The sequence below is a fragment of the Nitrospirillum amazonense genome, from assembly GCF_007828035.1.
In the GTDB taxonomy this organism is placed as follows: Bacteria; Pseudomonadota; Alphaproteobacteria; order Azospirillales; family Azospirillaceae; genus Nitrospirillum; species Nitrospirillum amazonense.
This window is the reverse complement of sequence record NZ_VITV01000002.1, coordinates 489,963-501,922: the sequence shown is the minus strand read 5'-3', so window position 1 is coordinate 501,922 and position 11,960 is coordinate 489,963. Positions and strand designations below refer to the sequence as shown.

Here is an 11,960-nt window from a genome sequence, read left to right as displayed (position 1 = left end):
GGCCATCTTTGCCAGTTTGCCTGAAGAAATCGTTAGGATTAACCCCACATCCCCAACTCTATACTTATAGGTATTGAATTGCCGCTTGTTTGGACTCCGGTGATTCGGCGTCCTATCTTTCACGGTCTTAAAATACACCCGATCAGGCGGCGGCCCGGTGTCGGGCCACCAGGGCGTCCACCGCCTGGGCGGCCTCATCGGTCAGGCGGAATTGGACGCGCGTGGTGTCGCCCTCCTGGGCGGTGACGCGTCCCCGGAAACGGCGGCCATCCACGTCGATCTCGACCTCATGGCCGGCGCCGCCGATGGCAGGGCCGCTCACGGCGCAACCACCCCGGCCGATATTGACCAGGCGATGCGTCGCGGGACCGGAAAGGGCGGCGCCCGGCGCCCCCACGCGGGCCGGCAGGTCGATGTCGTGGCGGTCGAACTGGCGACGATCCTCGGCCGTCTGCATGGCGACCAGGAAATGTTCCACGTCCGTGCGCAGCTGCTCCGACTGCCGCGACAGCTCGTTGGCGGCGACCAGCAATTGCCCAGAGGCTTCCTTGGTGAATTCCGCGCTATCCCGCACCAGGGTCAGGGATTCCGTCACCTCCTGCGTGCGCGCGGCGGCCTCCGCGACGTTGCGGCTGATTTCGCTGGTGGCGGCGCTCTGCTGGCTGACGGCCGCGGCGATGGCGCCGGAATTGCCGTCAACGACGCCGATGGTGGTGGCGATGCGGTTGATGATGCCGATGGCGTTGTCGGCCGCGGCCTTCACACCGCCGACCCGCGCCTGGATGTCTTCCGTCGCCTGTGCCGTTTGGTTGGCCAGGCTCTTGACCTCGGTCGCCACCACGGCGAACCCCTTGCCGGCCTCGCCGGCGCGTGCCGCCTCGATGGTGGCGTTCAGCGCCAGCAGGTTGGTTTGCGCGGCGATGGTCTGGATGAAGCGCACCACCTCGTTCACGCTCTCGGCCACTGTGGCCAGTTCATCCACCACGTTGCGGGCATGCTCCGCCTCCTGCACAGCCGTCTTGGTGGTGGCGGCGGTCTGCTCCGCCTGCGCGCCGATCTCGTTGCTGCTGGCGGCCAGCTGCTCCGTCGCCGCCGCCACCGTCTGGGTGTTGGCCGTGGCGCGGGCGGCGCTGTCGTCGGCGGCCTGGGTGCGGGCGGCGGTGTTGTCGGCTTGGCTGGCCAGCGAGCCGGCGGTGGCCTCCAGTTCCGTGGCGGCGGCGGCCATGCCCCGCAACTCGGCGCTGATGGCCAGCTGGAAATCCTTGGTCAGGGTTTCCAGCGCCTGCTGGCGGCGCAGCCGCTTTTCCTGTTCCAGGGTCTGCGCCGCTTCCAGCGCATGGGTGCGCTGGGCATTCTCCTTGAAGACGACCAGGGCGCGGGCCATGGCGCCGACCTCGTCCCCATTGTCGGCGTGGGCGATGCTGGTATCCAGGCGGCCTTGCGCCAGGCCCGACATGGCGCCGGTGAGGTCGCTCAGCGGGTTGATGACAAAGCGGCGCACCACCACGTAGACGGCGCCGCCGGCGACCGCGAACAACGCCAGCGAGATCAGCAGCACGCGCAGCTGCGTCGCCTTGAAACCGCTGATCCGCGCGTTCAGCAAGCGCTCCAGGTCGGCCGACGCGACGGTGTACAGCGCGTCCTGCGTCTTCAGCGCCGACAGCGTGTCCGCGTCGGCCACGCTGCCCTTCTCGGCACCGGCGGTCAGCGTGGCGGCGGCTTTCTGCAGGGCGCCGACCGGGGCCTCCAGGGCCTTTTTCACGCTGCCGTCGGCATTGCCGCCGTAAGCGGAGGTTGCGGAGGAATCGACGCCGGACAGCAGGGACTTGACCCCGCCCAGGGCGACGAACAGGTCCACCTTGTTGTCCCCCGCCTGATGCGTCACCGCCCGCAGGCCCGTGGTCTGGTCCTGCAGGTCGGGCAGTTTGACCAGGACAATGTCCATGACATAGAAGCTGTCCAGGTCCGGATCCAGGATCAGGTTGGACTTATCACCGATCTGGGCGATCAGCGCGCGCAGGGCCGTCCGGGCGGCGGCGGCGTCCTTCTTGCCCAGGGCCGCCAGCAGCTCGTCGGCCTTGCCGGCGCTCTCCATGTCCTGGCCCCAGGTGGCCTGCAACTGGCGCACGGTGGCAGCACTGCCGGCCGTATCCACAGCGGCCCCGCCCGTTTCCGCGGCGGCCAGGCGGGCCTGCACGGTCTGCAGCCCCCTCAGATAGGCGGTGCCGGCCAGTTCCTTGGCCGCGAAATCGATGGAAATCTGCTGCTGTGTGATCAGGGCGTACAGCAGGTAACCCACGGGAACCAGGAAAAGCAGGACGGCCAGGCCCAGCTTGTGGGCGATCTTCAGGGACTGGAGCATCGTGGCAATCCTGTTACGAAAAGGGTTAGGCCGTAGGTACTAGATGAGAGGTTGATGATGTCTTAATTTCCGCGCTGAATTTCCATGCTTATTTCACCATTGAAAATAAAATAATGGTTCTCAAACTTCAACTTTTAGTGGGTAACCCGTCGCGGGGGCGGCAGCGGCCCTGATGGGCGCCGGGCTGCACCGGCGCCCAAGCCGGTTGCGTTTTCACGCGATTCCGGCCATGAAAACCCCTCACTCCATGATTGGACTTGATGGCGAAGACGATGGCTTATCGGATTGCAGGCGAGACGGGCGAATGGGAAGTGGTGATCGGGCTGGAGGTCCATGCCCAGGTCGTCTCAAATGCCAAGTTGTTCAGCGGGGCGGCGACCGCCTTCGGCGCCGCGCCCAATAGCCAAGTCAGCTTCGTGGACGCGGGCTTTCCCGGCATGCTGCCGGTGATCAACGAGGTCTGCGTGGAGCAGGCGGTGCGCACGGGCCTGGGTCTGAAGGCGCAGATCAATCTGCGCTCGGTCTTCGACCGCAAGAACTATTTCTATGCCGACCTGCCCTCCGGCTACCAGATCAGCCAGTTCCAGCAGCCCATCGTCGGCCATGGCACCATCGTGCTGGATCTGGCGGACGGCTCCACCCGCGAGGTGGGCATTACCCGCCTGCACCTGGAGATGGACGCGGGCAAGAGCCTGCACGACCAGAACCCGACCAAGACCTACATCGACCTGAACCGGTCGGGTGTGGCCCTGATGGAAATCGTGTCGGAACCCGACATGCGCACACCGGAGGAGGCCGCCGCCTACCTGCGCAAGCTGCGCACCATCCTGCGCTATCTCGGCACCTGCGACGGCAACATGGAGGAAGGCTCCATGCGCTGCGACATCAACGTGTCGGTGCGCAAGCCGGGTGAGAAGTATGGCACCCGGACGGAGACGAAGAACGTCAACTCCATCCGTTATGTCCAGCAGGCCATCGAGTATGAGGCCCAGCGTCAGGTGGCGCTGATCGAGGACGGCGGCGTGGTGGTGCAGGAAACCCGCCTATGGGACCCGAACAAGGGTGAGACGCGGTCCATGCGCTCCAAGGAGGAGGCGCACGACTACCGTTACTTCCCCGATCCGGATCTGCTGCCGCTGGAACTGGACGCCGCCTGGGTCGAGGAGATCAAGCGCACCCTGCCGGAACTGCCGGATGAGAAGAAGGCCCGTTTCATGGCCGACTACAAGCTGCCGGTCTATGACGCCGGGGTGCTGGTGGCCGAACGGTCGCGCGCCGACTTCTATGAAGAGGTGGCCCGGGGGCGCGATCCCAAGATGGCGGCCAACTTCGTCATCGGCGATCTGCTGGGCGCCCTGAACAAGACGGGCGCCGATATCGACAGCTCGCCCATCAACGCCGCGGCGCTGGGCGGCCTGATCGACCTGATCGCGGACAACACCATCTCCGGCCGCATCGCCAAGGAGGTGTTCGCCGACATGCTGGAGACGGGCAAGCCCGCCGCCCAGATCGTGGAGGAGAAGGGACTGCGCCAGGTGACCGACACGGGCGCCATCGACCAGGCCATCGCGGCCGTGATGGCGGCCAACGCCGACAAGGTGGCGGAGTTCCGCAGCGGCAAGGACAAGCTGTTCGGCTTCTTCGTCGGCCAGGTCATGAAGGCCACCCAGGGCAAGGCGAATCCCGCCCTGGTGAACGAGATCCTGACCGCCAAGCTGAAGGGCTGAAGCGCAGGCTTAAGGTGAGGGCCGGGCCCTTGCGCCTTGGTCCGGCAGGAAAAAAAGGGTGCCGCACCGGGGACATCCTGGGTGGGGCGTGGGCAGGGGGGCCGGTTGGTCCCCCTTTTCATTTTCCCGCGATTTTTCCTCACCGTTATCGTTGACAAGGGGGCCGCCGCCCGAGTACATACGCGAACCGCCGACGACAGTCGGTGGACGGAGGGGTGGCCGAGTGGCTGAAGGCAACGGTTTGCTAAACCGTCGTACCGGGAAACTGGTACCGTGGGTTCGAATCCCATCCCCTCCGCCATCATTTAGCGCAAGCCACATCATGGGCTAAGTGAACGGACAAGCCGCCCCTTGGGGCGGCTTTGTCGTTTCTGGTTCCGGCCGCGTGACGATGCCGGCCATTCAAGGCGCCAGCCGCCGTTCCAGGGCCGCCAGATCGTCCACGAACCATACGACTTGGCCCCGGTTGGCCTCATAGATGAAATCTCGCAGGGCCCCGCTGCTGGCCATCCAGGCGCTGACGTCGCCCACGATGACGGGGCGCAACTGGTAGGTGGCGAACTTCTGGATGACGGCCCCCGCCTGGCCCGTAGCCAGCGTCAGGAAGCCGGCGCCCAAGCGGCTGAGGGGGATGGCCACCAACCGGGCACCATGCTCCCACGCCAGGCCGATCAGGGGCACGGCGTCCTGGTCGCCGGTCAGCAGCGGCCCCTCCGCCGCGCAGACCAGCACCCGCGTGCCCTGGAGATCCTGGGGAAGGTCGGTCATGAGGTGAGGCTCCCGAATGAAGCAATGCCGTTGTGCGGCCAGTGTAGCACCGCCGGGGCTTTCAGGCGTGACGGCTGCCGGTCTGTCCGCTACCTTCCCGGCGGCGGCGTGCCGGCGCCCCGATCCACCGGCCCAATGATAGGCACACCCACGCTACCGCGCCCGCGCCATCTCGGCGTCACCGGGCGACGGTGGCTCATACCCAGAGATTGAGGTTCCCGATGAATAGTTCGTCCGATGAAGAGTTCGTCTATGACGAGGCCAGCGGCGAATGGATCCCGGCCAGCCAAGCGGCGGCCAACGCGGCGGCTGCCAGTACAGTCGAGGTGCGGGATTCCGTGGGCAACCTGCTGGCCGACGGCGACAGCGTCACCCTGATCAAGGACCTGAAGGTCAAGGGCGCCAACCAGGTGCTGAAGCGCGGCACGGTCATCCGTTCCATCCGCCTGACCGGCGACGCGCAGGAGATCGACTGCCGCCACGACACCATCAAGGGCCTCGTGCTGCGGGCGGAGTTCGTGAAGAAGGGTTGAGCCGGACTTTCAGTGCAGGGCTGGGTCCGTGGCGGCGATCTCTGCCGCGCGCTGAAGCATGGCGTCGTCGGGCGTTTCGATCAAAGGCGCCGGGATGGCGATGTCTGGCGTCACCCCCCGGGGCCGCGTGTCGCCGTTGGGCCGCACGATGTGCGCCTTGGGAAAGCCCACGGTGATGCTCGTGATGGGCAGTGTGAACCGTTCCATAGCGCCATAGGCGGTCGCCATGTCGGTGGTCGCCTCCCCCAGGACCTTGCCGAACCCATAGTCCTGGATGGTGGCGGCAACGGCCACCCCGTTGGAATAGGTGTGCCGATCAATCAGGGCGTACACCGTGCCCTGGAACCGTCCGCCCGGATTGGGCTGCGTTTCCGGAAGGGTGAAGTCCACGACGGCGCCGGGATGGGCAGTGGCATACAAGTCGGCGAAGCGGCGGGAGATGGGGCCGGCCGCGACCGCGTCGTGCAGGATGCGGTCCTGGTTCGCCGTGACGGCGTCGGCGCTGACCCGTATCTTGAACGATGAAAAGAAGCGATAGGGCCGGTCGGCGATCCAGGAGACCATGACGTCGCTGAACAGGCTGTCGCCGCCGGGATTGCCGCGAAGGTCGATGATCAGACGGTGCACGTCCTTGGCCGCGAACATGCCGAAGGCGTTGTTGATGAACGTCCGGAACGCTGTCACATCCCACTCGTCCGCGCCGGTCTTGGCGGCCTCATTGTAAAACGGGCCGGGGCGCAGATAGCCGACGCCATTGGCCAGGATTCGGGCGTCCCGCAGGGGATGCTCCAGGTCCAGGCGCGGCGGCTGCCGGCTGGCAGCCGCCGCGATTTCCGATGCCGTTCGCGCGGCGACCTCAGTGTCGAACGCGCCGCCGTCGGCCGCCTTCACGCGGACCATGAAACCGGACCGGGCGCCGGCCTCCACCCAGAGGCACATGGGGAAATCATATTCCAGGATGCTGTCCGCCAGCGCCGTTGTCTCGGCCGAGATATGAGCGCGCGTGCGCTCCAGCCAGCGTGCCGCCGGCACCCCGTCGATGGCCAGGATCTCGGCGCCCCGGGGCAGATGTGGAACGTCGCTGAGGTTGGCGGCGATATGGAGGCGGCCATCGCGGATGCGGACCATGAAGGGAAACGCGCGTCCCCCTGCCTTCCGGTAGGCCGCCCAGGCGCCGTAGACGCCCTCGACCCGCGCATGCCCCTGGTGGGCCATTGCCGCGAGGCGTTGGAAGCGCGCCTCGACCTCGGTGCGCGTCATAGGCCCCGTGATCCCCGCCCGCAGCGTCTGGTGGAGGCTGTCCATCTCCGCTTCAGGGGTGAAGGCGTAGAGGTCGAAGGCGTCGGCCTTCAACCGCTGATACAGCATGTCCAGGTCCGTCAGCACCTGGTCGGGGGAATAATTGGCCTGGGCGGCGGACTGCGCGGTTGCCGGGAGAGGGACGAGCGCCAGGACGCCCGAGGTCAAGACACAAAGAAGCGCCAAGGCCCGAACACGGCGCCCCATCGGCATGCCGGAAGCGTGTCGCATGATCCCCCCTTCGCTGTTTTCGCATCCAGGTGATATGCAATCCCGGATGGCGTTGATATTAGTTAGGCGCCTATGTAAATACAAGTGCGAGGAACCGATGGCAACGGATCACACCCGCAAGCGCGGCCCCCTGGCCATCGGCGGCCGCCTGCGCCGCCTGGTTGAACGCATGGACCAGGACGCCGGCCGGGTTTACGCCGACCTGGGGGTCGTGTTCGAACAGCGGTGGTGGGGGGTGATGGAACACCTGGCCGAGCAGGGGCCGGCGTCGGTGGCGGAACTGGCGCGGGCCCTGGGCATCACCCAGCCGTCCGTCAGCCAGACGCGCCGCTCCCTGGAGGTGGCGGGCCTCATCCAGGCGCAATCGGACCCCCGCGACGCGCGCAGCCGGCGGCTTGACCTGTCCGACCAGGGGCGGGCGCTGTACCGCCAACTGGCGCCCGTCTGGGCGGCGATGGACGTGGTCGCGGTGGAACTCAACGCCGAGGTGGCGGACGTGATGTCGATGCTCGACAGCCTGGACGCCGCCCTGGCGCGCACCTCGCTTTACGAGCGGATACGCCGGGCAATGGATGGGCCGCAAGGAGGGAAGGGTTAGGCGGCTTTGATCAAGCTGTATTGAAGTCGATCATGTCCAATTGCCTGAATTGAGACGAAACGGGCGCGGCAGTTGCCCGCCGCGCCCGTCTTCGACCTGAAGCCGTCCCCATGAAGGGATCGTGTGCTGGCGCCTTACGGGGGCGTGGGAGCCGACTTGCCGCGCTTGGGCGCCTTGGCCGCTTTATACATGTCGGCGGGGTCCCAGACGGCGCCGCGGCGCCGGCGGGCGGGCTTGGCGTCGCCGCCGGCGTCTTCCTCGCTGGAGGCGGCGGTGGAAGGGGCGACCGGGGCGGTTTCGGCCCCGTCATCGTCATGCGACACGGCGCGCAGCAGGCCGGCGACGCAGTCGGCGATGTCCGCCGGCGCGTTGCGCCAAGCGCGCAGCAGGTCTAGGTCGCGGCGCGACAGCAGCGGCGAGCCCTCATCCGGTGCGCTGAAGCTGGTGGGGGCGGGGCGGTCGGCGCCACTCTCCAGGTCGTCGAAGAAGAAGGTCAGCGGCACGTCCAGGATTTCGGCCAGGCGATACAGCTTGCCTACCGAGACGCGGTTGGAGCCCCGCTCATATTTCTGCACCTGCTGGAAGGTGATGCCTAAGGCGCGGGCCAGATCCGACTGGCTCATCCCCAGAAGACCGCGGCGCAAACGGATGCGGCTGGCGACGTGGTTCTCAATTTTGCCTTCAAGTTCGGCAACAACCGTGTTCTTAGTCCTACGGGGCATGGGCACTACTCCAAGTCGATGACGCGCCATCTGAGATCATCGGATGGGACGACAGCATAACCTACTAAGGTAGGAAGCCTGAATTGGGGCGAGAGTATGGAGGCGCCTTGGCGCTGACAACTGGCATTGTCTCCCCACACTCAACCTTTCCCCGCTGTTTCCTTCTTTAAAGCTGTTTAGCTGAGAGAATACAATAGTATTCATCTTTTCAGTCCCCGTAACAATCTCGGATACCGGCGGACGGCAGTGATCTCGGGGGTTTCACGGCTGAAAAGTTCAGGCGCGGACGGGTATGCGCGCCGACTCGCGCCACTCTTCCGTGGGTGCCGAGGCCCGGCACCTCCTAATCACGTAGCTTAGGGCAGATTGGCTGGCTCCATCCCCGTCGGCGTCCCTGCCGGCGGGGGGATTACGGCGTCCGGTCCGTAAACGGCGAGCTGGGCCTTCAGCACGTCCAGCAATTCATTGAGGCTGTCGCGGGCGTAATCATCGCGCTGACGCGCCAGTTCAGTCCGCGTCAGCTGAATGAAGGCGTCGACCAGACGATGATGAATGACGGCTGCCCGCAGCAGGGCGGCGGGAAGCGGCTGAGGAGCCAGGGGAACAGAGGCCATGGCACATACCTATCGGGAACTGTTTACCCGGGTAGGATATGGCGTTCGTTATTAATCGCAAGTTAACATTGGGTCTGAGGGTTTTCCCCCTAACCTTTTGCGCGAATTAACCAAAATAGTGTTGCCGATTGGCCATTAACCGGCCGTGCCCCGCTTCAAATCGGTGGTCATGGGCATTTGGCGGCCCCCCATGCGGATACGGTAGACGTGCAGGTTCTCCAGCACGCGCTGGACATAGTTGCGCGTCTCGTAGAAGGGCAGCGTCTCGATCCAGTCCACCGGATCCACCGCCTCGATGCGTGGGTCGCCATAGTCGCGCAGCCAGTTGGCCACCCGGCCGGGGCCGGCGTTGTACGCGGCGATGGCCAGGATGTAGGAGCCGCCGAAGCGGTCCAGCAGATCCTGCACGAAGACGCTGCCCACGCGGATGTTGAAGTCGGGGTCGTGGGTCAGCTTGGCGACCGTGTATTTCATGCCCTCGCGCTTGGCAAGTTGCTGCGCCGTGGGCGGCATCAGCTGCATCAGGCCCAGGGCGCCGGCGCCGCTGGCCGCGTCCACCTTGAAGCTGCTTTCCTGGCGGATGAGGGCATGGATCAGCGCCGGATCTGGCTGGGCCGGCAGGTGGCTGGAGACGATGGGATAGCCCGCGTCGGCCAGCACGATGCCCTTGTTCAGCGACAGCCGGCTGATACCCACACCCAGGTCGCGGCGGTGCATTTCCAGCGCCGCCTTGGCCACCAGCACGAAGTCGTCCGGCGTCTTGGCATCCTGTGACAGCTTGCGCAGGAACAGGTCCACACGGTCGTCGTCCTCGGTCAGAACCTTGTCCAGCAGGCGGGCGGCGCGCGCCAGCTCGTTCTTTTCGAACTTGGCGCGGGCGTCGGCGGAGGGCGTGGGGGCGATGGGGATGGCCTCCGCCTGGCCCAGCTTCTCCTGGGCCATCATGCCGTAGAAGGTGCTGCCGTAGCGGGCCCCCAGTTCATACCACTGGCGGGCGCGCTCCGGGTTGCCCAGCTTCTCACAGGCGCGGCCGGCCCAATAGGCACCGCGCGACTGACCGACGGGGGAGGACACGCCCTCGTACAGCCGGGTGAAATGCTCCAGCGCCTGTTCCGGCTTGTTCAGGAACTGCAGCGACAGCCAGCCGGCCAGGAATTCCGCCTGGATGAAGCCAAGGCCATCGGTCACGCCGTGGTTGGCCGCCAGGCGGTAGGCGCGCTGCATCTGCCCCTGGTCCATCAGGTGGCGCGCCAGGATGTGCCGTTCCGTCCACCAGGCCTCGGGATGGCCCAGTTCCTTCCCCGCATCCTTGGGCAGGTTCTCAACGATCTCCAGCGCGCCGGCGTCCATCTCCTTGCGCCGGCGCCAGCGCAGCCGCTCATAGGTGATGCCGGGCTCGCTCATCAACGGCGCGGGCACCTGCTGCAGCAGGCGTTCCACGCCCGGGTCCAAGTCGGCCATGGCCAGGCGGGCCAGCGCCACGGCCTGGTGGCCGGGGTCGACGATGGGCAGCATGCGCCGCGCGTCCTCTTCGTCGTTCTCCCACAGCAGGCGGTCCAGGCGGGCCCAATGGTCGGCGGGGCGCAGGATGGCCACGTACTTGGTGCGGAACGTCCGCTCGTCCACCACGCCGAAGTTGCCCTTGATGTAGCGGTCGCGAATCAGACCGATGGCCTTCTCGCTGTCGCCCAGGTTCAGCAGGCTGTCGGCGTAACGCATGAAGCCGGCGGTGGTCAGGGGCGGGTGCTTGTCGAACCAGTCGCGCGTCGGCGTGTCGCCGAAATTGGGCATGCGAATTTCGGCGTTGCGCCGCAGGGCCGCCAGGCCGGGCCAATCCGGATTCTTGTCGATGAAGTCTGCCAGCTCCTGGAAGCTGGCGTCGGTGTCGGCGCGGCCGAGATCCATCCAGGTCAGGACCTTGTCGGCCAGCGGGTCATGCCCGCGTTCGGCCAGCTTGTGGGCGTCGGCCCACTTGCCCCTGTCCGCTGCCTTGAAGGCGGCGCGGTAGGTGCTGATATCGCTGGAGGACTGGGCCATGGCCGCCATCGGCGCACACAGCAGGGAAAGCGGCAGGATCAAGGCGGCCAGCCCTCGCCGGAACGGGGGCCAGGGGGCCTTTTCTCGTCGCTTGTCACCTAGGTGCGGGGCCGCTAAGGTTCGCGCCTTTCGGGTCGAATGCCCACGGAGATTGCAGAGATGACCACCGCCACGCCCGCCCTCGCCGGTTCCCTCGTCGCCCTGATCACGCCGTTCGCCGACGGCAAAGTGGACGAGCGCGCCTTCCAGGCCCTGGTGGACTGGCAGGTGAAAGAGGGCACGCACGGGCTGGTCCCCTGCGGCACCACCGGCGAGTCGCCGACGCTGAGCCATGAGGAACACCGCCGCCTGGTCGAACTGTGCGTCGAGGTGGCCGACCGCCGCGTCCCCGTGGTCGCCGGCACCGGCAGCAACTCCACGGCGGAGGCCATCAGCCTTACCAAGCACGCCAAGGCCGTGGGCGCCGACGCCGCCCTGGTGGTGACGCCCTACTACAACAAGCCGACGCAAGAAGGTCTCTACCAGCATTTCAAAGCCATCCATGATGCGGCCGACCTGCCCATCATCATTTATAACATCCCCGGCCGCAGCGTGATCGACATGTCGATCGCCACCATGGCCCGTCTCGCGGCGTTGCCTAACATCGTTGGGGTGAAGGACGCCACCGCCGATTTGGTGCGGCCGTTGCGCACACGGCTCGAAGTCGGCGCCGACTTCATCCAGCTGTCGGGCGAGGATGCCACTGCCACGGCCTTCCTGGCGCAGGGCGGGGTGGGGTGCATCTCCGTCACGGCCAACGTGGCGCCGCGCCTGTGCGCCGAGATGCAGAACGCCTGGGTGCGCGGCGACCTGGCGGAGATGGCCCGCATCCGCGACCTGCTGATGCCGCTGCACCACGCCATGTTCGTGGAGACCAGCCCGGCGCCGGTAAAGTACGCCGCCAGCCTGCTGGGCCTGTGCCGTCCGGAACTGCGCCTGCCGCTGGTGGAAACCACGTCGGCGACTCAGGAGCTGGTGCGCGCAGCCCTGGTCCACGCTGGCCTGCTGAGCTGAGGGAAAGGGCCGGATA

General features: G+C 66.5%; 10 protein-coding genes and 1 tRNA gene. 5 read left to right on the top strand and 6 right to left on the bottom strand.

Features of this window, described 5'->3' with window-relative positions:
- Positions 1-142: 142 nt before the first annotated feature.
- Positions 143-2,362 (bottom strand): methyl-accepting chemotaxis protein, encoded by a 2,220-nt coding sequence (locus FBZ87_RS06285; protein ID WP_145609471.1) that lies wholly within the window; start codon positions 2,360-2,362, stop codon positions 143-145.
- A 272-nt stretch (positions 2,363-2,634) separates the two neighbouring features.
- Between FBZ87_RS06285 and gatB the strand changes: the two genes are divergently transcribed.
- Positions 2,635-4,089 carry an Asp-tRNA(Asn)/Glu-tRNA(Gln) amidotransferase subunit GatB gene (gene gatB, locus FBZ87_RS06280; RefSeq protein ID WP_145609789.1) on the top strand — a complete coding sequence of 485 codons (1,455 nt, stop codon included), beginning with the start codon at positions 2,635-2,637 and terminating at the stop codon, positions 4,087-4,089.
- 209 nt (positions 4,090-4,298) lie between these two features.
- Positions 4,299-4,390: transfer RNA gene (locus FBZ87_RS06275), tRNA-Ser, on the top strand.
- 101 nt (positions 4,391-4,491) lie between these two features.
- Here the strand turns inward: FBZ87_RS06275 and FBZ87_RS06270 are convergent.
- Positions 4,492-4,857, bottom strand: coding sequence for a DUF4180 domain-containing protein (locus FBZ87_RS06270; protein ID WP_145609470.1), 366 nt, complete (start codon positions 4,855-4,857; stop codon positions 4,492-4,494).
- A 221-nt stretch (positions 4,858-5,078) separates the two neighbouring features.
- Between FBZ87_RS06270 and FBZ87_RS06265 the strand changes: the two genes are divergently transcribed.
- The gene (locus tag FBZ87_RS06265) at positions 5,079-5,390 is read left to right on the top strand and encodes an alkylphosphonate utilization protein (protein ID WP_145609469.1); all 312 of its coding nucleotides are present in this window, start codon (positions 5,079-5,081) and stop codon (positions 5,388-5,390) included.
- Between the two features lie 9 nt (positions 5,391-5,399).
- Here the strand turns inward: FBZ87_RS06265 and FBZ87_RS06260 are convergent, their stop codons facing one another.
- Complete coding sequence (locus tag FBZ87_RS06260) at positions 5,400-6,857, bottom strand: S41 family peptidase (protein WP_145609468.1); 1,458 nt, start codon at positions 6,855-6,857, stop codon at positions 5,400-5,402.
- A gap of 160 nt (positions 6,858-7,017) precedes the next feature.
- On the opposite strand from FBZ87_RS06260, the gene FBZ87_RS06255 reads away from it, so the two are divergent.
- Positions 7,018-7,518 (top strand): MarR family winged helix-turn-helix transcriptional regulator, encoded by a 501-nt coding sequence (locus tag FBZ87_RS06255; protein WP_186454609.1) that lies wholly within the window; start codon positions 7,018-7,020, stop codon positions 7,516-7,518.
- 134 nt (positions 7,519-7,652) lie between these two features.
- On the opposite strand, the gene FBZ87_RS29460 is transcribed toward FBZ87_RS06255, so the two are convergent.
- From FBZ87_RS29460 to FBZ87_RS06235, 3 genes are all read right to left on the bottom strand, one after another.
- Positions 7,653-8,240, bottom strand: coding sequence for a helix-turn-helix domain-containing protein (locus FBZ87_RS29460; RefSeq protein ID WP_211106858.1), 588 nt, complete (start codon positions 8,238-8,240; stop codon positions 7,653-7,655).
- 356 nt (positions 8,241-8,596) lie between these two features.
- Positions 8,597-8,854 carry a hypothetical protein gene (locus tag FBZ87_RS06240; RefSeq protein ID WP_145609467.1) on the bottom strand — a complete coding sequence of 86 codons (258 nt, stop codon included), beginning with the start codon at positions 8,852-8,854 and terminating at the stop codon, positions 8,597-8,599.
- Positions 8,855-8,989: 135 nt separating this feature from the next.
- Entirely contained in the window at positions 8,990-10,933 is a 1,944-nt protein-coding gene (locus tag FBZ87_RS06235; protein WP_246134263.1) for a lytic transglycosylase domain-containing protein, read from the bottom strand.
- A gap of 117 nt (positions 10,934-11,050) precedes the next feature.
- On the opposite strand from FBZ87_RS06235, the gene dapA reads away from it, so the two are divergent.
- A complete protein-coding gene (dapA, locus tag FBZ87_RS06230; protein ID WP_145609466.1) occupies positions 11,051-11,944 on the top strand; it encodes a 4-hydroxy-tetrahydrodipicolinate synthase in 894 nt (297 codons plus the stop codon).
- Positions 11,945-11,960: the final 16 nt, after the last annotated feature.